The organism is bacterium (assembly GCA_024742285.1).
In the GTDB taxonomy this organism is placed as follows: domain Bacteria; phylum Myxococcota_A; class UBA9160; order UBA9160; family UBA4427; genus UBA4427.
On the sequence record JANSYR010000001.1, the window covers coordinates 508,115 to 528,456 of the forward strand.

At 68.5% G+C, this 20,342-nt stretch carries 21 protein-coding genes; 13 read left to right on the top strand and 8 right to left on the bottom strand.

Annotated features, from left to right (window positions below; translation table 11 throughout):
* Window positions 1-12: 12 nt before the first annotated feature.
* The 4 genes from NXI30_02250 to NXI30_02265 form a co-directional block, all read right to left on the bottom strand.
* Window positions 13-1,656, bottom strand: coding sequence for an AMP-binding protein (locus NXI30_02250; protein ID MCR9093015.1), 1,644 nt, complete (start codon window positions 1,654-1,656; stop codon window positions 13-15).
* Between the two features lie 112 nt (window positions 1,657-1,768).
* A complete protein-coding gene (locus NXI30_02255) occupies window positions 1,769-3,229 on the bottom strand; it encodes an FAD-binding protein (GenBank protein MCR9093016.1) in 1,461 nt (486 codons plus the stop codon).
* Window positions 3,229-3,714 carry a nuclear transport factor 2 family protein gene (locus NXI30_02260; protein MCR9093017.1) on the bottom strand — a complete coding sequence of 162 codons (486 nt, stop codon included), beginning with the start codon at window positions 3,712-3,714 and terminating at the stop codon, window positions 3,229-3,231. Before NXI30_02260 ends, NXI30_02255 begins: the two co-directional genes overlap by 1 nt.
* A gap of 1 nt (window position 3,715) precedes the next feature.
* Window positions 3,716-4,150 (bottom strand): nuclear transport factor 2 family protein, encoded by a 435-nt coding sequence (locus tag NXI30_02265; GenBank protein ID MCR9093018.1) that lies wholly within the window; start codon window positions 4,148-4,150, stop codon window positions 3,716-3,718.
* 103 nt (window positions 4,151-4,253) lie between these two features.
* Between NXI30_02265 and NXI30_02270 the strand changes: the two genes are divergently transcribed.
* Entirely contained in the window at window positions 4,254-5,036 is a 783-nt protein-coding gene (locus NXI30_02270) for an SDR family oxidoreductase (GenBank protein MCR9093019.1), read from the top strand.
* Between the two features lie 10 nt (window positions 5,037-5,046).
* Window positions 5,047-5,541 carry a nuclear transport factor 2 family protein gene (locus NXI30_02275; protein ID MCR9093020.1) on the top strand — a complete coding sequence of 165 codons (495 nt, stop codon included), beginning with the start codon at window positions 5,047-5,049 and terminating at the stop codon, window positions 5,539-5,541.
* Between the two features lie 10 nt (window positions 5,542-5,551).
* Here the strand turns inward: NXI30_02275 and NXI30_02280 are convergent, their stop codons facing one another.
* A complete protein-coding gene (locus NXI30_02280) occupies window positions 5,552-6,433 on the bottom strand; it encodes a VOC family protein (GenBank protein MCR9093021.1) in 882 nt (293 codons plus the stop codon).
* Between the two features lie 115 nt (window positions 6,434-6,548).
* Between NXI30_02280 and NXI30_02285 the strand changes: the two genes are divergently transcribed.
* Window positions 6,549-7,391 carry an SDR family oxidoreductase gene (locus NXI30_02285; protein MCR9093022.1) on the top strand — a complete coding sequence of 281 codons (843 nt, stop codon included), beginning with the start codon at window positions 6,549-6,551 and terminating at the stop codon, window positions 7,389-7,391.
* 8 nt (window positions 7,392-7,399) lie between these two features.
* Complete coding sequence (locus NXI30_02290) at window positions 7,400-8,638, top strand: cytochrome P450 (protein MCR9093023.1); 1,239 nt, start codon at window positions 7,400-7,402, stop codon at window positions 8,636-8,638.
* Here NXI30_02290 and NXI30_02295 read toward each other — a convergent pair.
* On the bottom strand, window positions 8,635-9,975 hold the full coding sequence (locus NXI30_02295; protein ID MCR9093024.1) for an MFS transporter: 1,341 nt from the start codon (window positions 9,973-9,975) through the stop codon (window positions 8,635-8,637). The two genes, NXI30_02290 and NXI30_02295, sit on opposite strands and share 4 nt — an antisense overlap.
* A gap of 130 nt (window positions 9,976-10,105) precedes the next feature.
* On the opposite strand from NXI30_02295, the gene NXI30_02300 reads away from it, so the two are divergent.
* The 6 genes from NXI30_02300 (at window position 10,106) to NXI30_02325 (ending at window position 15,671) form a co-directional block, all read left to right on the top strand.
* The gene (locus NXI30_02300) at window positions 10,106-11,440 is read left to right on the top strand and encodes a cytochrome P450 (GenBank protein MCR9093025.1); all 1,335 of its coding nucleotides are present in this window, start codon (window positions 10,106-10,108) and stop codon (window positions 11,438-11,440) included.
* Window positions 11,441-11,622: 182 nt separating this feature from the next.
* Window positions 11,623-12,078 (top strand): nitroreductase/quinone reductase family protein, encoded by a 456-nt coding sequence (locus tag NXI30_02305; protein ID MCR9093026.1) that lies wholly within the window; start codon window positions 11,623-11,625, stop codon window positions 12,076-12,078.
* A gap of 137 nt (window positions 12,079-12,215) precedes the next feature.
* The gene (locus NXI30_02310) at window positions 12,216-12,989 is read left to right on the top strand and encodes a hypothetical protein (protein ID MCR9093027.1); all 774 of its coding nucleotides are present in this window, start codon (window positions 12,216-12,218) and stop codon (window positions 12,987-12,989) included.
* Entirely contained in the window at window positions 12,982-13,290 is a 309-nt protein-coding gene (locus NXI30_02315) for a hypothetical protein (GenBank protein ID MCR9093028.1), read from the top strand. The genes NXI30_02310 and NXI30_02315 overlap by 8 nt, the downstream gene beginning before the upstream one ends.
* Window positions 13,291-13,551: 261 nt before the next feature.
* Entirely contained in the window at window positions 13,552-14,817 is a 1,266-nt protein-coding gene (locus tag NXI30_02320) for a cytochrome P450 (GenBank protein ID MCR9093029.1), read from the top strand.
* A 77-nt stretch (window positions 14,818-14,894) separates the two neighbouring features.
* Window positions 14,895-15,671: a glycosyltransferase family 2 protein gene (locus NXI30_02325; GenBank protein ID MCR9093030.1), complete on the top strand. Its 777-nt coding sequence runs from the start codon at window positions 14,895-14,897 to the stop codon at window positions 15,669-15,671.
* Between the two features lie 18 nt (window positions 15,672-15,689).
* Here NXI30_02325 and NXI30_02330 read toward each other — a convergent pair whose 3' ends face one another.
* Window positions 15,690-16,412 carry a hypothetical protein gene (locus NXI30_02330; GenBank protein ID MCR9093031.1) on the bottom strand — a complete coding sequence of 241 codons (723 nt, stop codon included), beginning with the start codon at window positions 16,410-16,412 and terminating at the stop codon, window positions 15,690-15,692.
* 129 nt (window positions 16,413-16,541) lie between these two features.
* On the opposite strand from NXI30_02330, the gene NXI30_02335 reads away from it, so the two are divergent.
* The 3 genes from NXI30_02335 (at window position 16,542) to NXI30_02345 (ending at window position 19,576) form a co-directional block, all read left to right on the top strand.
* Window positions 16,542-17,186 carry a lipocalin family protein gene (locus NXI30_02335; GenBank protein MCR9093032.1) on the top strand — a complete coding sequence of 215 codons (645 nt, stop codon included), beginning with the start codon at window positions 16,542-16,544 and terminating at the stop codon, window positions 17,184-17,186.
* Between the two features lie 218 nt (window positions 17,187-17,404).
* The gene (locus NXI30_02340; protein MCR9093033.1) at window positions 17,405-18,709 is read left to right on the top strand and encodes a hypothetical protein; all 1,305 of its coding nucleotides are present in this window, start codon (window positions 17,405-17,407) and stop codon (window positions 18,707-18,709) included.
* A 15-nt stretch (window positions 18,710-18,724) separates the two neighbouring features.
* The gene (locus tag NXI30_02345) at window positions 18,725-19,576 is read left to right on the top strand and encodes a hypothetical protein (GenBank protein ID MCR9093034.1); all 852 of its coding nucleotides are present in this window, start codon (window positions 18,725-18,727) and stop codon (window positions 19,574-19,576) included.
* 9 nt (window positions 19,577-19,585) lie between these two features.
* Here NXI30_02345 and NXI30_02350 read toward each other — a convergent pair whose 3' ends face one another.
* On the bottom strand, window positions 19,586-20,335 hold the full coding sequence (locus NXI30_02350; GenBank protein MCR9093035.1) for a DUF429 domain-containing protein: 750 nt from the start codon (window positions 20,333-20,335) through the stop codon (window positions 19,586-19,588).
* Window positions 20,336-20,342 lie beyond the last annotated feature (7 nt).

The window sequence follows — 20,342 nt, forward strand, 5'->3', positions numbered from 1 at the left end:
TCGAACTACGTGCTAGGCGTCGTCGGGAAGACCGAGGGCTTCGCGGGCCGTTCGCGTCGCCCACTTGAAGTCGGACTTTCCGTTGGGGCTTCGGAAGAACTTCTCCACGCGGACGATGTTCTTTGGGAGCTTGTAGGGCGAGAGCTTGCCGCGGAGCTTGTCGACGAGCTCCTTGTCCTCGACCTCGAAGCCCGCCGCGACCTCGAGCACCGCCGTGACCGCCGCGCCCCACTTCGGATCCGGCACCCCGACGACGTTCACGTCGACGACCTCCGGCAGGAGCTTCAGCGCCTCTTCGACCTCTTCGGGATAGACCTTCTCGCCGCCCGTGTTGATCGAGACCGAGCCGCGCCCGAGGAGCGTCACCGTCCCGTCCGCCGCGATCCGGGCCCAGTCGCCCGGAACCGACCAGCGCTTCCCTTCGAACTCGCGAAAAGTCTCCGCGGTCTTCACGGGATCCCCGTAGTAGCCGAGCGGGATCGGCCCCGTGACCGCGAGGAGCCCCGTCTCGTCCGACCCGGGCACGACGCGGCGACCGTCCTCGGTGAAGACGGCAGCGTTGGGGCCGAGCGTGAAGGTCGCCGTCTCGGTGTCGCCCCCGCCGCTCGACTGCTTGGCGGCAAAGCCCACGCCCTCGCTCGCGCCGAGCGAGTCGTTGAGGACGAGGTTCGCCCCCGACGCCTTCGCGAAGACGAGCAGCCGATCCTTGACCGGCTGCGTCCACATCACGCCGGACGAGCCGACCGCGCGGAGCGCCGACAGGTCGTAGGGCTCACCGCGCTTCTCTGCGTCTTCGAGCGCCTCGACCATCGGTCGACAGAAGACGTCGCCGACGATGCTGATCGTCGTGCACTTCTGCTCGACCGCGACCCGCCAGAGCTCGTCGGCATCGAATTTCCGACCGACGAGGGAAACGACCGCCCCACCCTGCAGGAGCGTCATCAGCGCCGTGAGTCCCGCCGTCCCGTGCATGAGCGGCGAGGCGGCGAGCTGTCGCGGCACGCCGCCGACCGCCTCGATCTGGTCCAACATGCCCGGAACGCCGTCGAGTGAATCGGGCAGCTCGATCCCCGCCGGCGCCAGGGTCCGACGCGCGAGGGTCGCCAGATTGCCGTGGGGCCACATCACGCCCTTCGGATTGCCGGTCGTGCCGCCCGTATAGAGGAGCCAGAGGTCGTCCGGGCTGCGCTCGATCCGCGGCGCCGGATCGTTCGCGGCGATCGTGGCCTCGTGCGCGACCGCCCAGTCCGGACAGCTCCCGTCGCCGACGTGGACCCAGAGCTTCACCTTGTCGAGCCGCCCCCGGACCTTGTCGAAGCGTTCGGCCAGGGAGTCGTCGAAGAAGACCGCCTTCGCGTCGCTGTTGTCGACGAGATAGGCGAGCTCGTCTTCGACATAGCGGTAGTTCACGTTGCAATGGGCGGCGCGACATTTCATCGCAGCAAACTCGGCTTCGATGTACTCGTTGCCGTTGTAGAGCGCGATCGCCACGTTGTCGCCGGCCCCGACACCGACGTCGGCGAGGGCGCGGGCGAGCCTGGCCGCGCGGTCCTCGAGCTCGGACCAGGTCCGCGAGATGCCGCCGCAATGGACCGCGAGGCGATCGCCCTTCCGGTCGGCGACGATCTCCCAGCTGGACGCGAGATTCAGGGGCACGGGGGGACCTCCGGGTGGATCGCCGACGATAGCTGCGTCGCGGGCGACCCGACCAGCCAGGGATGAGAAGGCGGGACCTGAGGCTGGATCAACGAGGTCGGCGACGATCGACCTACCCGCGTCCAGCAGCGTGCCGCCCGCCGCGCCGACCGAAGAACGTGGCCTCGCCGATGCAGGTCCCGCTCGAGTAGCCGGCCCCGTCCTGCGCGATGTTCGACGCACAGGCGCCCGCCGCGTAGAGCCCCGGGATCGGTGCTCCGTCCTCGCCCAGCACCTCGGCGTCGATCGACACGTCGAGTCCGCCGAGGGTGAAGCCCACGTAGTACGACTCGCCGACCGAGCACTGCAGCGCCGCGAAGGGCGGCGTGGCGATCGGCGCGAGCCAGTCCGCGTGCTTGTGGAAGTCGAGATCCTCGCCGGTCTCGGCGAACCCGTTGTAGCGCTCGATCGTCGCCTGGAGCTTGCCCTCGGGCAGCCCGAGGTCCCGCTCCATCTCCTCGATCGTCTCCCACGCGTCGATCAGCGGCTGCATCTCGAGCTCGGGGCGGCCGAAGGTCGTCTCGTCGCAGACCAGATAGACGACGCCGTCGGGCTGGCCGACCGCCGCGTCCATCGTCCGCGCGTGGTAGCAGTCCTCGTTGATGAACCGCTCGCCGTGCTTGTTCACGAAGATCGCCTTGATCAGGCTCTCGGGCGGATAGAAGGGCGCGGTGACGAACGCCTTCTCCATGTGGACGGCGCGACCGCCTGCTTCGACGCCCATTCGGATCCCGGCGCCGTCGTCGTTGGGATTGCCCTGGCGGTGGATGCCGTACCGCGCGAGCGTCGGGCAGAGCTCGTTCACCATCTCCTTGTTCATCGAGAACGCCCCCGCCGCGAGCGCGACGCCGCGGGCCGCCCGAGCGAAGCGCTCTTCGCCGAACACGGTGAAGCGCGCGCCGACGACCGCGCCCTCCTCGTCCGTGACAAGGTTCGTCACGTTCGCGTCGTAGAGAAAGCGCACGCCCAGGCGTTCGGCCGTCGCGCCCAGGCGCTGGATCAGGAGCGCGCCGCCCTCGGTGTCGTGTGCGACCTTGTGGCCGCGCGGGGCGGGGGCTGCGTTCTCCGAGATCGGCCAGGCCTTCTCGTTGCCCGACCAGGAGAGACAATTCGTGCCGGGCGGAGTGTGATGCTTGGGCGCGTAGTAGCCCTCGGTGAAGGGGACGTCCTGCGCCTGGAGCCAGGCGAAGTGGTCGACACTCTCGTCGCAGTAGAGTCGAAGCTTCTCTTCGTCGGGCTCCGGCGTGTTCGCCATCAGGTAGTCGAACATCGCCTGGGGCGTGTCGTCGAAGCCGTTCGCCTTCTGGACGGGCGTTCCGCCACCGAGGTAGAGCATCCCGCCGGCGAGCGTCGTCGTTCCGGAGAGGCCGCTCCCGCGCTCCAGAACGAGTACCTCGGCCCCGGCTTCGCGCGCCGCGATCGCAGCCGAGAGCCCGGCCGACCCCCCGCCGATCACGAGCACGTCCGCGCGCTCGGCCTCGACGGGCACGATCGCCGCAGACAGCGTGGTGTAGTCGTTCCCCGGCGCGGACATCACCGGCCTCCTCGATCGTCCGGGGGCGCGAGAGGCGGCGCAGCGAATCGCCCGCCCGCCTCCATCCAGGCCCGAAAGTTCGCGTCGGCCTGCGCGCTCGAGAGCGTGACGTCCTGCTTCAGGTTCCACAGTCCGTCGCCCGCATATCGATGGCGCGACCAGACGTCGGTCGCGAAACGCGGCCCCTCGTAGCCTTCGGGCTCCGGCAGGATCATGTACTGCTGGAAGATCACCTCCTGGCGATCGACGTCGATCAACGACCAGTCGCGTTCGTAGCGGAGGTGGGGAAACGGAGCATGGACGCGGACGACGAAGTCCGAGACCGCCTCGCGTCCACGATAGGTCCCATAGAGCGTGTCGTGGAATTCGACGTCCTCGGAGAGACAGGCCGCCCAGATCGTCCAGTCGCCCGCCTTCGACGACGCCGCGCGGAGGCGATCCATCTCGTCGAGGGCCTCCTCGATCTCCGCGCGCGAAGCCGGCACGTCAGCGCTCGCGTCCGACCGGCGGATGGATCGGTCCGTCGAGCCGAGGTCGTTCGTGCTCCCAGAACGCGCGCAGCGAGAGGATCTTCCCCTCGTCGTTCACCTTGTAGACGAAGACGCCCTCGGAGCCGTTCTCGGTTCCGTCGGGCAGCGTCGTGTAGACGGTCCCGATGAACGCGCACTCGTTCGCGCAGGCGTACGAACGCGGATAGTCGAAGCTCACCTTCACCTTCGAGATCGCGTTGTCGTAGAAAGCGGTGACCGCGTCCTTGCCCTGGTGACCTTCGCCTTTCGGGTCGAAGGGCGAGACGCCGACGGGGTCCGCGAGCATCCCTTCGTCGGCCCACAGATCGAGCCAGGCGTCGCGGTTGCCTTCGGCGACGTGCTTCTGGGAGAGGAGCCCGGCGCGGCGGGCAGGGTGTTCGGAATCGGCCATGGATCGTCCCTCCTCTGACGGTTCGTCGAGCCTGATCGACGACGTTGACCCTACCACGGCCTGACCTAGAGTCGCTGATCGGCTTCGACGAAGGAGAGACGACATGATCCTGGAAGGCAAGACGATCCTGATCTCGGGGGTGGGCCCGGGGCTCGGCCGCGAGATCGCCAGCCGCGTCCTGCGCGACGGCGGCAATGCCGTGATCGGCGCGCGCAAGGCGGAGAGCCTGGAAGCCGCGGCCAAGGAGCTCGACCCGACCGGGGAGCGCGTGCTCGCCCACTCCTTCGACATCACGGATGCGGAGAGCTGCGCCGCCATCGTCGCCGCCGCCGAGGAACGCTTCGGCTCGCTCGACGGAATAGCCCAGGTCGCCGCCGCCGAGCCGATGGGCGACCTGAACACGACGCCGATCGAGGACTTTCGATTCTCGACGGAGGTGAACGTCATCGGATCGGTCCAGCTCGTGAAGGCGGCCGTGCCGGCCTTCGAACGCGCTGGGGGCGGGTCCGTCGTCCTGATCGGCTCGCAGTCGACGGAGCTCCCGCCGCCCTCGCCGCAGCTCGCCTACTCCGCATCGAAGGGCGCGCTCCGTGCGGTTTCGATCGCGCTCTCGACCGAGCTCGGCCCGAAGAAGATCCGCGTGAACACCGTCGTCCCGACCTGGATGTGGGGCCCACCGGTCGAGGGCTACATCACCTGGCAGGCGAACGAGCGGGGCGTCGCCGAAGACGTCGTGAAGGACGAGATCGAGTCGCTCTTCTCCCTCGGCGAGATTCCGGCGGACGACGACGTCGCCGAGGTCGTCGTCCTCTTCCTGAGCGATCGCATGCGAATGGTCACCGGCGAGTTCCTGCGCGTCGACGCCGGCCAGCTGAAGCGACTCTAGGAGGTCCGACGTGGACGCGACCCAACGGCTCGTCGAGATCGAAGCGATCAAGCAGCTGAAGGCCCGCTACCAGCGCGCCGTCGACACGAAGGACTGGGCGCTCATGCGGAGCGTCCTCGCGCCGGACGCGCGAAGCGTCTACAGCGACGGAAAGCACGCCTACGAAGGGCGCGACGCGATCGTCGAGTTCCTGTCGGATCCGCGCGGACTCGGGAATCCGGAGATCGTGTCGATGCACCACGCCCACACGCCCGAGATCGAGATCACGGGCGATACGACGGCCACGGGCAAGTGGTATCTCGAGGACTTCGTGATCACGGCGCTCGCCTCCGACTGGGCGCCGAACGGAACCGTGATGCACGGAACCGGGATCTACCTCGACGAGTACGTGAAGATCGACGGCGAGTGGCTCATCAAGGAGACCGGCTACGAGCGGATCTTCGAGGATCTCCAGCCGCGGGGAGAGAACGCGCGGCTGCGTTCGCGCTTCCAGAAGGGCAAGTAGCGCCCTCGCCTCAGGCGCGAATCTGCAGACTCGCGGAGCCGCCCGACCAGGCGTAGAGCGCGAAGCGTTCGCCGTCCTCGAGCCATTCGCCCGAATGCGCTGCGCCGTCCGGCAGGCCTCCGTCCGCGGCGACGCCGCCCGCGTGCGCGAGCCCGTGATCGCCACGCGCGAGGTGTCGGGCGTAGGGCCCCGCTCCTTCCGGCATCGCTTCGATCAGCTCGAGCTCGAGCTGTCCCGCCGGCCCGCGGACGCGACGGACGCGCTCCTCGATTCCGTCGATCCGAAGCGTCACCGTCTCGATCCCGACGCCGTCCCATCGGAACGCCGCGGCGTGGAACGCACGGGCGCGGTCGAGATCGTCCGTCACGATCGTGGCGCGATCGAGCAGGACGCCAGGCGGGGCGGCCGTGCCCGCGCCTTCCTTCGCGTCCTCGCCCGGGGGCGGCGTGTCCCCGGTCTCCTGAAGCAGCTCGAACATGCCGGGACCCGTCGGCGTGTCGATGAAGGCGAAGCGGATGCCGGGGTACTCCGCGGCGTCGTCGAGCCGCGCTCCGACCCCCTCGAGCGCCTCGACGGCGGCCTCGCGATCCTTGCAGCTGATCCCGAGATGCTGGAAGCCCGTGCCGTAGCGCGCCTGGTAGGCGCCGACCGTGTCGTGGCCCTTCCGGACGTGGATCAGCTCGACCTGGACGCCACCCGCCATCCCGAGCGCGACGTCCGTCTCCTTCGCCCCGACCCAGTCGTGGTAGCGGGCCTCGGGAACCGGCGCGCTGAACTGATGGAAGGGACCCCAGCCGAAACGATCGACGCACTCCGCAACGGCCGTCTCGACGTCGTCGACGACGAAGCAGACCTGGACGGGATGGAGTCGCGGAAAGCGGGCGTCGGACATGGGAGCCTCCCTCGGCGGTCCACCAGAATAGGGGGCGCGGCGGAGCCGGGCGATGGCGTCGAGCGCGCCCCGCTCAGCTGATACCGTTCGGAGCGGACGCAGACGAGGAAGTCCGATGGCCGAGAATCCGAAACCCGTCGCGATGATCATCGGCGCGACGTCGAAGTGGCAGTCCGACGGGCGCAATACGCACCTCGCCCACGGCGGCGACGTCGACGACTCGGACCTCCCGCCGACGGTGCGCTGGGGCGTCGGCGGCGCCCTCGCCCTCCGATTCGCGAGCGAAGGACACCACGTCGTGCTGACGACCCGGATGGCTTCGAACGCGGCCGCCCTCGAAGCGGCCATCCGAAGCGAAGGCGGCTCCGCCTCGACGACCGAGATGGACGTCGTCGAAGCGGACTCGATCACCGCGGGATTCGCCGACGTCACGAGTTCGATCGGTGCCCCCGACGTCGTCATCTACAACGTCGGCTACCTCGAAGGTCGCGACCTCCCGCCGGACAAGGAGCTCCTCGAGCACGTCCCCCTCGACATCTTCGAGACCGCCCAGCACCTCGCGAGTCGCGGCCCCTTCCTCGTCGCCCAGGCCGCGCTGCCGGCGATGCGTGAGCGCGGGCGCGGCTCCTTCCTGATCACGAACAACCCCGCCGCCTTCCGTGGCCGCAAGCGCCAGACCGGCCAGTCCCTCTACTACCCGCGCGTGATGATGCGCCATCTCGCCCAGGTGCTCACCGAGGAGTACGGCGAGCACGGCGTCCACGTCGCCAACGTGATCATCGACGGCCTGATCGATTCGCCCGGGACCCGCGCGCTCGACTTCGCGCAGAAGCATCCCGAGTACGTGATCGATCCCGCGGCGATCGCCGACGCCTATTGGTTCCTTCACTCCCAGCCGCCGTCCTGCTGGAGCCACGAGCTCCAACTGACCCCGGCGGCTGCCAAACCGAGCTTCTGAGGCCCGCCATGACCGCCACTTCCGCTTTCGACGACATCCCGATCCTCCCGACCGACGACGCCGACTACTGGCAGAACCCCTATCCCCATCTGGGCGAGGCGCGCGAGCGATCCCCGGTCGCGCGGAACGCCGAGGGGCTCCTCCATGTGCTTCGCTGGGACGACGCGGTCGAGACGATGAAGGGGACGCGTTTCATCGCCGAGGGGATCGAGGTGCTCGAGCGGAAGGGCTTCGAGCCCGGGGACCCGATGCATACGTGGCGCAAGAACGCGATCGGCACGATGGAAGGCGACGACCATCGCCGCGTACGCGGTCTCGCGGGCGCCGCGCTCTCCAAGCGCAAGATGGACCACCTGCGTCCGATGATCCGCCGCCACGCCCACGCGCTCCTCGACGAAAAGCTGGCCGACGGAGCCCTGGAAGGCCGGGTCGACTACGCGGTCCCGCTCCCGCGCCGGGTCATGATGGAGTTCCTCGGCGTCGCCCCCGACGAGATGATGAGCTCGATGGGGCCGATGGCCCGGGTGAACATCGTCGACTGCTTCGGTCCGAACGTCACGCCGAAGCTTCGCGAAGAGGCGAACCACGCGATCCAGCTCTCGATGGACCACACGTCCATGCTCTTCGAGCGGCGGCGCAAGGATCCGAAGGACGATTTCCTGACGGCGCTCGTCCAGGCGGGCGAGGCGAACGAGAAGCTGAGCGAGGGAGAGCTCGTCACCCTCTTCTCGACGATCTTCGGCTCCGGCGCAAGCACGTCGAGCATCATCGCGAGCGGGCTCATGGAGCTCGCCCGCCACCCCGAGCAGGCCGAGCTCCTGCGTGAGGCCCCCGAGCGCTGGATGAAGGGCGCGAGCGAGGAGACCCTCCGCTACCGGCCGGCGATCACCGGCGTCGGACAGAAGGCGTCGACGGACCTCGAAGACTTCGGCCTCGAGCTCGAGAAGGGCACCCCGCTCATGGTCTCGCTCGGCTCCGCCAACCGCGACCCGCGCTATTTCGAGGACCCGGAGAAGTTCGACATCACCCGCGATTCGAAGAGGACAAGCCTCACTTTCGGAATCGGCGCCCACGTCTGTCTGGGCCACGCGATGGCCCGGGCGACGGTCGAGGAGGCCCTCGCCGCCTTCGTGGAGCGCTGCGACGAGATCGAGCTCGCCTCCGAGCCGCGCTGGATCCCCTTCGTGATGGAGAACAAGCTCGAAGGGCTCTCACTTCGCTTCTCCCCGCGTGAGGCGGGACGTTAGGTCGCGGCCGCCTCGACGCTTCGCCGCGCCGCCAGATCCTTCGGCGCCGTCTTCGCTGCCATCAGGAAGAGCGCGATCGCGATCAACTTCGTCCCGAGCGCGATCAAGAGGCCCCAGCGGAGGCTGTCAGTCCCGTACTCGGGCTTCAGCCAGTCGCTCAGGATCCCGACGGTCTGCGGCCCGAGCCCCATCCCGATCAGGTTCAGCATGAACATCGCGATCGCGCTCGCGACGGCGCGCATCCGGAGCCCCACCAGCTGATGCATCAGCGCCAGGCTCGGCGCGAGATAGACGGAGCTGAGAGCCGTCGGGACGAAGTAGACGAGGAGCGCGGGGACGACGTCCTCCATCAGCAGGAACGCGGCGCTGAACGGGACGTAGAAAACGATGCTGATCGCCGCGATCCACGGGTACCAGCGCGGATCCTTGCGGCCGAGGCGGTCCGCGAGGATGCCCGTCGCGAGCATGCCGAGCACGCCGCCGATCCCGCTCTCGAGTCCGATCCAGGTCCCGATCTCGCTCCGGGGCATTCCGTGGGAGCGTTCGAGGAAGGCGGGCACCCACGAGCCGAATCCGTAGCTCGCGAAGGCGGCGAAGCCTCCACCCACGGAGAGCAGGACGAACGTCTTCATCTCCATCAACGTGCGAACGACTTCGCGGAACGGCAGCGTCTCGGCCTCGACCGGAGCGACCTCGCTCATCCCTCTCGGCGGCTCACGGACGGTGAAGCGAAGCAGAAGGGCGAGAACCAGGCCCGGCACCGCCGCAGCCATGAACGCGACCCGCCAGCCGAAGAACGCGTCGAGCCAGCCGCCGGTCAGGTACCCGATCATCACCCCGACCGGAATTCCGAAGTTGTAGATCGAGAACGCCGTCGCGCGACGCTCCGGCGGGAAGAAGTCCGAGATCAGCGAATGGGCCGGCGGGCTCCCGGCGGCCTCGCCGATGCCCACGCCGATCCGCGCGAGCGCGAGCTGGACGAAGTTCTGGGCGAGACCGCAGAGGCCGGTCATCACGCTCCAGACCGTGAGCCCGATCGCGATGATCGAACGGCGGACGCCGTGGTCCGCCCAGCGCGCGAGCGGAATCCCGAACGTGGTGTAGAAGATCGCGAACGCGAAGCCCGTCAGGAATCCCATCTGGGTGTCCGTGGCGCCGAGGGACTTCTTGATAGGCTCGACCAGGATCGACAGGATCTGCCGGTCCACGAAGTTCATCACGTAGACCAGGAAGAGGATGCCGAGCACGTAGTTCGAATACCGGGAATCGAACTCCTCGGGCGCGTCGGGAGCGTCCGAAGGGCGGGGCGAGCCGGCAGAGCGGGCGTCTTCGGGCATCCCGGGCACGGTATCACGGCGCAGGGCCGCCCTCGACCACGAGTTCTCGTTTCGCCTACCGAGAATCGCTACCCCTTCTCGTGCGCCCGGCGACGCGAGAACGCCCCGCCCTGCCCCACGGAGATCCACCATGAGCGCCACGCCCGAAGCCCCCGAGACGGACGACCTCCCCCCGATCGCCGCCGACTTCCGCACGCCCGAGATGGAGCAGGCCGAGAAGGGCGCGAACGTTCCCGACGCCAGCGAACTCGCCCTCGAGGACATCAACCCGTTCAACGCGCACCTCTTCCGTGAAGATCGTTATGCGTCGCACTTCGCGCGCCTGCGCGCCGAGGACCCGGTCCACTTCAACGAGCTCGAAGTCGCCGGCCGCTACTGGTCGATCACGAAGTACGACGACATCAAGGCGATCAGCTCGCAGCCCGAGATCTTCTCCTCCGCCTCGGGCATCAGCCTCGGCTTCAAGGCCGGAACCGAGCAGCAGGGCGGCTTCCCCCAGAGCCAGTCTCCCTTCATCTCACAGGACGGCAAGCAGCACGACGAGCAGCGCGCGACGGTCCAGCCCTCGGTCGCGCCCCGGAACCTCGCGAAGCTCGAGCCGATGATCCGCGAGCGGACCCAGCAGCTGCTCGACGAGCTGCCGGAAGGCGCCACCTTCGACTGGGTCGACACCGTCTCGATCGAGCTGACGACGCTCATGCTCGCGACCCTCTTCGACTTCCCCCTCGAGGACCGCCGCAAGCTCACCCGCTGGAGCGACATCGTCTTCGCGATCCCGGGCCCCGGCGGCGTCGTCGAGACCCAGGAACAGAAGCGGGCCGAGCTGATGGAGTGCGTCCAGTACTTCACCGGCCTCTGGGACGAGCGACGTGGTCGCGAGGGCAACGACCTCGTGACGATGCTCGCGAACGGCGAGTCGACGAAGCACCTCTCGCCGGCCGAGCAGCTCGGAAACCTCCTGCTGCTGATCGTGGGCGGGAACGACACGACCCGGAACACGATGAGCGGAAGCGTCTACGCCTTCGACAAGTACCCGGACGAATTCGCGAAGCTCCAGGCCGATCCCGGGATGGTCAAGAAGATGGTCCCCGAGATCGTGCGCTGGCAGACGCCGCTCTCCTACATGCGCCGCACGGCGCTCGAGGACGTCGAGTTCGGCGGCAAGCAGATCGAGAAGGACGACCAGATCCTGCTCTGGTACATCTCGGGCAACCGCGACGAGAACGTCTTCGAGAAGGGCGAGGTCCTCGACCTGGACCGACCGAACGCCGCGCGCCATCTCTCCTTCGGGTGGGGGCCGCACTTCTGCATGGGCAGCCGCCTGGCCGAGATGCAGCTGCGCGTCCTCTGGGAAGAGGCACTCCCGCGCTTCGAGCGGGTCGAGGTCCAGGAAGAGCCCGAGCGGATCTTTTCCTCGTTCGTCCACGGCTACGCGACGCTGCCGGTCCAGGTTCGCCGCAAGTAGTCGGCCTCGGTCATCCGCCGCCGGCGCGTTCAGCGCAGCTTCGCTGCCCACGCTTGCGCGGGGTCGAGGCTCAGGGCGAATCGCGTCGACCCAGGCCTCCACGGCCGCGACGTCGTACTCTCCCGGTACACTCCCGCCACGCTTCCAGGGCGTTCTCCGGGAGCGGTCCGAGGACTCTTTCGTTGATCAGAGCCATCAGCGGCATCGCCCTGCCCATCGTCGCCTACGTCGTGATCGCCCTCGCCCTGAACGGCGTGGCGGGCGTCATGCAGCCGCCCATGGGAGCGGGCCCGGGCGAAGGCATCCTGACGACCTTCGCCGCGGACGGCGGCGATCCCTACGACCGCCGACTCGAAATCTTCGAGGACGAGGGCGGCCTCTGGGTCGTGTCGGTCCAGCATTTCCGCCAGTGGTACGACCGCCTGGCCGCGAACCCGGCGGTGGTCCTGAACCGGGAGGGCGAGGAGCTCCGCCTGCGGGCGATGCCCGTGGACGACGATGCGCAGCTCGAGCGCATCGCGCAGAGGATGAAGCAGCGCATGGGTGGGACGCGGTACTACCTGATGCAGGCGCTCTGGATGTTCGCGGACTGGAAGCTGGTCCGGCTGGAAGCGGTTCCAGCGACCTCGGATCGCTGAACGTTCGCGCGCACGGCCCTCGACCCCACGCCGAGGAGCTGCCGTAGGGTCCAGCCCGCGCCGGAACGCGAACCCGGCCCGATTCCTCCTTCACCTGCGCAGCCGTATCGCCGATCGAGCGGTCGGGGGAATCGTCCATGCTGGAAGTCATCGGTCTATTCGGTCTCGTGGCGTTCGTCGGCGTCAGCCTGATCGTCGGCATCCGAATTCTCGCGCTCGCGTGGCGCACGCAGGGCCTGCCGGAATCGCTGGTCGGGAGCTCGCTGGTCCTCGCCGGGGCACTCGGCACCGGCTTGTCGGTCCTCCCGTCGCTCTGGCCCGCTCTCGAGGCCGACGCGGCCTACGTCGTGTTCCAGATCGGGTCGATCGCGAATCACGTCGGGTACGCGCTGCTCTTCTACTTCGTCTGGCGCGTCTTCCGCCCCGGGCAGCGATGGGCCGCCGTCTTCTTCGTGTTCTGCCTCGCGGTGCTCTCGGTCGGTGGCGTCGGACTCGGACTGACGCTCCTGCCCGGCGAATCGATCTCGCGACCGGAGGGTACCGCGCGCACCTGGCTCATGGTCAGCCTCTTCGCCCGTGTCGCCGGGTACCTCTGGGCCGCGATCGAGTCCTTCCGCTACTACGCCATGTTGAAGCGGCGGCTGAAGATCGGGCTCGGCGACCCCGAAACGGCGAACCGCTTCTTCTACTGGGGCGTCTGCACCGCCGCGGTCGTCTGCATCTGGGCGTCGCTCGTCGTCGAGCAGGTCGTCCCCGCGGTGGCGACGAGCCGCGGCGCCATCGAGCTCACCTCGGCGCTGCTCGGCTTCGTCGTCGCGGGCTCGCTCTCCCTCGCGTTCTTCCCGGGACGAAGGGAAGCCGCCGACGCATCGGCGGGCGCCTCCCAGATCGGAACCGACCGCCGTGGCTGACTCGACCGGCTTCGACCTGGTCGCCGAGCGCCTCGAACGGGCGACGTCCCTCGATCGACTCGAAGCGCGCGGCACCCTTCGCATCGCGCTCAAGAGCGCCGGCTTCGATCCGCGATCGATTCGCATCGATCAGCTCCGGGCGGTCGTCGAATGCGTCGTTCCGCAAGAGCTCGTCGCACGCGGAATCGAGGACACGGAGGCGGTGGTCGAGGACCTGAAGCGAGCCCTCGACGCCGTACACGACGAGGCCGAGGTCGACTCTCCGGAATCGGTCTTCGAGCGTCTGGGCGGGGAGCGCTGAGCTCGCCGCGCTCGGGGCCGGATCGACGGTTCTCGCGCGTGAAGACGTCGATGAAGAGCGAATCGTCGACGGTTCGTCCTGGACCGAGGTGTCCAGCTGGTCTTCAGCGCCGAGGCGACCTCGCCCGGGGCGGCCGGGGATCGCGAGATCGGCCGGACCGGGCCGATTTCGACCGTCGCGCGGCGCCGCCGCGGCGGTGATATGGTCGGGCCCATGGTGAATCATGCGATCGGGCCTCTGCGCCTCACGGACGAAGAACGGATGGGAGCCGAAGGGTATCCCTGGGAAGAATGGGATCGGCTGCGCCGGGAGGCGCCGGTCATGTGGTACGAGCCGCCGGAGGACTACGAGCCCTTCTGGTCGATCACGAAGCACGCCGACATCCAGACGATCTCGAAGCGCGCCGACATCTTCGTCAATCGCCAGCGCCTGCGCCTCTTCCAGCGACCGATCGAGAACTACATGCGCTCGACCCGCGAGACCCTCGAGGCCGAGTTCGGACTGGCGAACGGTGCGCCTCTGTCGTTCAACGACATGGACTCGCCCCACCATCTGAAGTACCGGAACATCACGAGCAAGCGCTTCACGCCGCGGGCGATGCGCGCGTTCGCCGGCGAGATCGCATCGCTCGCGAGCGACTATGTCGGCCGCTTCGCGCGCCGGCTCGAAGACGAGGGCCAGGCAGGAAGGCCCCTCGACCTCGTCCAGGACCTCTCGGTGAAGGTCCCGACCGCGGCGATCTTCCAGATGCTCGGCGTGCCGCCGGACCAACAGGACGAGCTCTTCGAGCTCTGGGAAGTCACGCTTCGGAGCTCGGGCGAGGAGCGCGCTCAGGACGAGAACGAGGACGCCGCGAGCGTGTTCTTCAACCCGAACGGACCCGGTCAGCGCTACCTGGCGAAGATGATCGACGAGGCGCGCGAGCGCGGGGCGACCGCCGACGATCTCCTGGCGGCCATCCTCGCGGCGCGGGTGGACGGTGAGCCGCTGCCCCAGCAGGCACTGATCGCCTACGTGATGTTGTTGATCGCCGCCGGGCTCGACACGACCCGCCATGCGACGACCGGCGGCGTCCATCTGCTGCTCGAGCATCCCGACCAGCTGGCCCGCCTCGTCGACGACCCGTCGCTGATCGACTCTGCCGTCGAGGAGATCCTCCGCTTCACCTCGCCGGTGATCCACTTCATGCGAACCGCGGTGGACGACTTCGAGATCGGCGGCGAGACGATCCGCAAGGGCGAGTCCGTCAGCCTCTGGTATCCCTCCGCGAACCGCGACGAGGACGTCTTCGAGCGTCCCTACGAGTTCGACATCGGCCGCAACCCGAATCCCCACCTGGCCTTCGGTGGCTACGGCCCCCACTTCTGCATCGGGGCCCACTTCGCGCGAACCCAGCTCCGCTCGGTGTTCCGGGAGCTGCTGCCGCTCCTGCCGAAGATCGAGATCGCCGGCGATCTGGTCCGCATGAAGAACCTGCACGTCGGCGGCTACACGGCCCTGCCCGTTCGACCGCGAGAAGCGGCCTAGCGCGCCGACCCGGTCGAACGGCCGCCCCGCGGAACCGAGGACACCGACCCCGGCGTATACTCGGAGCTCGACACGTCATGAGCGACTCCGAAGAACAGAGTTCGGCGAAAGACACCCGGCGCCACGGAAAGACCATCGTGGTCATGCCGGCCTACAACGCCCAGAACACGGTCCAGCGTGTTCTCGCCGACATTCCGCGTGAATACGCCGACGAGATCCTCCTGGTCGACGACGTCAGCCAGGACGAGACGGTCCGGATCGCTCGCGAGCTCGGAATCGAGGTGATCGAGCACGAGCGCAATCGCGGCTACGGGGGCAACCAGAAGACGTGCTACGCGCACGCACTCGCGCGCGGGGCGGACTTCGTCGTCATGCTCCACCCCGACTATCAATACGATGCGCGCATGATCGGATCTGCGGTCGACATCCTCGCCAGCGGGAACTGCGACGTGATCCTGGGCAACCGCATCCGCACACGAGGCGAAGCGCTCGCCGGCGGCATGCCCAAGATCAAGTACTTCGCCAACCGAAGCCTGACGATCGTCGAGAACCTGCTTTCCGGTCAGAACCTGGGCGAGTGGCATTCGGGCTTCCGGGCGTACACCCGGGAGGTTCTCGAGACCGTTCCCTTCGAGCGCAACAGCGACGACTTCGTCTTCGACTCGCAGTTCCTGGTCCAGAGCGTGCACTTCGGCTTCAAGCTCGGCGACCTGCCGGTCCCCGTTCGCTACTTCGACGAAGCCTCGAGCATCGACCTCAAGCGTTCGTTCGAGTACGCCGTGCTCACGCTCGCGACGTTCGCCCGGTGGTATCTCCACCTGCTCGGCTTCCGTTCCCCGTTGTTCGAACGGTAGGGAGCGCGCGTCGACCGGCTACGCGGAGGGCGCTTCGGGCCCCTCGCGCTCCCGACGGAGGCGCAGCTGCAGCTGGACCCAGCGCGCGGCCATCCCGCCGACCGCGAGGAAGGCGACCGCGAAGACGACCCCTCCGGCCTGCCCCTCGAAGGCGGAGCGCCCGAGCACGACGAAGCCCGTCGCGTAGACCATCTGCACGCCGACGGAGACGAGGACGAAACGCGTCCGGTCGATCCCGGCGAGGACGACGGCCCAGCTCTGCACGAAGTAGGGGATTCCGGGCGTGACCCGCATGACCGACAGGAAGAGCATCTGATCCGAGACTCGCTCGAGGCGCGGGATTCGGACGCCCCGCCCCTCGACCATCGCCTCGAGACGCGGCCGCAGGAACGAGTCGCCGATCGCGTGGACCAGGAGGGAGTTCACGACCAGGACCGGCACGATCCAGAGGAGCGATGCGGTCACGCCGTAGATCGGACCCGCCGTGAAGTAGAAGACGGTGGCAGGGACGGGGGCCATCAGGGCGACGGCCATCACCCCGAAGAAGACCGGCGCCGGCGCCCGCTGGAGCCAGGCCCAGACGCGCCCGGCCAGCGCGAGGGTCTCGTCGAGGCCGAGCGTCCCGACGAGACCCAGGCCGGCCACCACGACGCAGAGGAGCGCGAGCGATGCATGCCGACGCGAAGGGCGGCTCGCTTCGGAGATCGTGGTCGATCGGCTGGGGAGATCCGGTTGAGACAAGCGCGGAGCGTCCTTCGACGGGCACGGGGAATTCTTCCTCGCGGCGGAGGATAGTCCCCGAGAAGTCGACCGGTCGCTCCGAGTGGTGGGTCGGCTCCTCGGCGACTTCCAGGCCGTTAGACTCGAGCCATGGACCGCCGACCCACGCCGCCCTCGCCGCCGCATCGCCTGGCGAGCCGCTCGTTCGTCGCGAGCCTCAGCGTGCTCTTCGCGCTCGCCGGCTGCACCGGCACGCCCGACGGCGTCCGAGCCGTCGAGGACTTCGAGCTCGATCGGTATCTGGGCACGTGGTTCGAGATCGCGCGCCTCGATCATCCTTTCGAGCGCGGACTGACCGAGGTCACCGCCGAGTACCGCCCGCGCGAGGACGGCGGGATCGAGGTCGTGAATTCGGGCTTCGATCCGGAAGAAGGCGAACGCCGGTCGGCCGTCGGCAAGGCGTTCTTCGTCGGGGACCCCTCCGTCGGCATGCTGAAGGTCTCGTTCTTCGGGCCCTTCTACGGCGGGTACAACGTGATCGCCCTCGACACCCGGAACTACTGCTGGTCGATGGTCGCGGGCCCGAACCGTTCCTACCTCTGGATCCTGGGGCGAACCCCCGATCTCGACCCGACGATCGTCGCGCGCCTCGAGTCCGAGGCCCGAGGGCTCGGATTCCCCGTCGACGAGCTGATCCGGGTCGAACACGTACGTCGCGAGGAAAATCCGGACGCCTCGGGAGATTGTGCGCCCGGCCAACGGACGCCCGGACGTCGCAACATCGTGCTCGACTGACCCTCGAGCCCTTCCCTGGCCTTTTCTTCGACGCAGCGTGTCATTCGATTCTCTGGTTCGGATCGTGGCAGCCGTGCATGATCCTTGGGCACGCGGAGACCACGATCGTGCGGTCTCCGTCACACGGCGACGCGTTCCGGTGTCCCCACGCCACGCCCGAACGCTCCTACGACGTGGCACGGATCTTGGAATGGACTCCCTTGCACAAGGGGGACGCCATGAGATTCGACGCCTGGAGAACCGAGAACCGGATCGATCGACGCACTGCGGCTCGACTCTTCCGCAAGCTCCCCTTCGAGCTCGACCTCCGGAACGAGGGGGAGCTCGACCGGATCCTCCAGCTCTCCGACGAACTGCTCGCCCGGGTCGACGGCCGACACGACCTGGACCTCCTCGAGGCGGTCGTCGAGAGCGAGCCGGAGCGATGGCCGATCGCGGCCCGTGTGGTCGTCAAGCTGGCGCGCTCGAAGTGGGGACTCGCCCGTCGCCGGGGCGCTCTGCACCTCTCGATCGTCGTCCCCCTCTACGGAGAGCACCAACGCATCCTGCGCCCTCGCGAGCACACTCTCGGCGAGGGTTTTCTCGACCGGAAGATCCGACAGCTCGACTGGCTGTGCGCCGGACGGAACGATCAGACCTGGGATCTCCTCCTGGTCGACGACGGTTGTCCGTTCGGCAGCGGCCGCGTGGCCGAGTCGATTCTGGCCGATCGCCATTCCGGCAAGCCCGTCCGGGTCCTCTATCTCGACGACGCGATCCGATCGGGGCACGCGCTCCTGGCCGGCCTCGAGACCAGCGGCCAGAGCCAGAAGGGCGGCGCCGTCCATCTCGGCCTCTGGGAGGCCGCACACGGATCGAGCGCGAAACAGGGCGAACAGATCATCGCCTTCACCGACGCGGATCTCTCGACCCACCTGGGACAGCTCGGCCTCCTCGTCGAGGCGCTCGACCGCCGCGGCACGATCGTCGCGGCCGGTACCCGGCGCGCGACGACCTCCGCGGTCGTCAAGCCGGCGGGACGGAGCGCTCGGGGGCGACTCTTCATCTACCTGTGGAAGAAGCTCCTTCCGGAGCTCGCCTATCTCGACGACACCCAATGTGGCTTCAAGGCCCTCCGCGCCGAGCACGTCGGCCCGATCGTGGCCGCCGCCGCCGAACGGGGCTTCGCGTTCGACCTCGAGCTCCTGCTCCGGTCGGAGCTCCTGTGCCGACGATCGGTCCGGCCCGTCCCGATCGCCTGGATCGACAGCGAGGCCTCGTCGAATACGGCCTCGACCTCGGTCCATCTCTCGATGCTGCGTCGGGTCGTCTCTCTCTCCCGCGAGGCCGAGTCGACGAAACCTTCGAGCGAGGCCTTCGCGAAGGCGATCGACGCGCTCGACGAAGAGCGATGGCAGAGCGCGATCGACCAGTTCGGCCCGAAGCTCGAGGCTCTCGACCCGCGACTCGACACCGAGGTCCTGCCGATCCGCCCGGCGGATCTGATGGAGGTCGACCCGGACCGGAGTCCCGTACGCGTGTGATAGCGTCGCGGCGTCATGCCGCCCGATTTCCGGATCATCGCTCACCGCGGCGCCTCCGCTCACGCGCCGGAGAATACGCTCGCGTCCTTCGAGGCGGCCCTCGAGCTCGGCGCGGAAGAAGTCGAACTCGACGTGCGTCTCTCGGGCGACGGCGAGATCGTCGTCTTCCACGACGATCGCCTCGATGCGAAGACGGCGCTCGAAGGCCGCGTGCGTCACTACCATGCCCGCGTGCTCGAGAAGACCGACCTGCTTCCATGGTTCCTTCGGCGCGAGCGTTCGGCCGTCGAGCAGACGCTCGAGCCGCTCGTCCCCGAAGCACCGCGGGATCCGCGCGAGACCGGGACCGGCATCCCGCGGCTCGACGCGATCTTCGAACGACTCGGAGAACGCGTCCGCTATCACGTCGAGATCAAGGGCTGGGACGATCTGCTGCCGCTCGGTGTCCTGCGCCTGATCGATCGCCACGGCCTTCGAGATCGCGTCACGCTGACCTCCTTCTCGCAGCGTCCGCTCGTCGAGGTCCGCAAGCTCGATCCGGACCTGCCGATCACGTTTCTCCTCCGCGACGCACACGACGCGTTGCGGAGCAGCGAGTTCCGGCCCGAGCTCGAAGGCCGAACCCTGCCCGAAGTCCACGCCTACTGGCTCGAAGAGGCCCGACGTTCGGGCTTCCGATGGGTCGGCATCCGGGCCGCGGACCTCTCCCGGGAGATCGTCGAGCTCGCCGAGTCGCTCGGGCTTCGGATCCGATGTTGGGGGATCCGGACCGAGGCGGAGCTGCACCGCGCCGTCGAGCTCGGCGCGATCGGCGCGACGGTCGACTGGCCGGGACGCGCGCGAGAGCTGCTGACCGAGGCGGCCTGATGGGCTTCGTCAGCCGTCCTCGGGCGCGCGCACCCAGATCCAGCCTTCGTGCTCGACGCGCTCGCGATCGGCTTTCTCCGGCGGGACGCCCTCGCCCGCCAGGAAGTCGGCCCCGGCCAGCACGCACAGGACCGCGTCCAGCACGTGGTCGCTCGCGCGCGCGGCGGCACGGAGCGACGGACCGGGATCGATCTCTTCCGACAGCGCGTCGAGGAGCGCCGCGCGATGTTCCTGCTCCGCGTGACCCTTTCCCTTGTACCCGACGTCGGACAGGCCCCGCGCGCGAAGCGTCACCGCGGGATAGACCTCGATCGTCCGGACCCGCGCACGCTCCCTGGGCTTCCACGCGAGCGGAATCGACGCACCGGTCCGCTCGCGCACCCCGGCGAGCAGCGCGAGCGCGGAGTGCGCCGTCCGTGCGATCAGGTTCGAGCCGACGTCGAGCGGGCGCTTCCCGAAGATCGCGTGGACCCGATCGTCGGTCAGGCGACGGAACACGTCGTGGGCGGCGACTTCGATCGCGTCCCCCGCGCGATGATTCGCGAGCGCGCGCCCCATGGCCATCGGCCAGCCGAGCGGCGCGTCGACGGCAACGAGCGTCGGACCCGCGCACCAGTCGGCGACCACGTCGATCGCGTGCGCGTTGCTCGAGGGCGTGAGCGCTTCGTCGATCGCGAGGGCGCCCCGCTCCCAACGGCCGAGGGCGAGACCGACGTTCCTGGCCTGGGTGGCGGCGTCGATGCCGATGACGGTGTGCATGGACGCG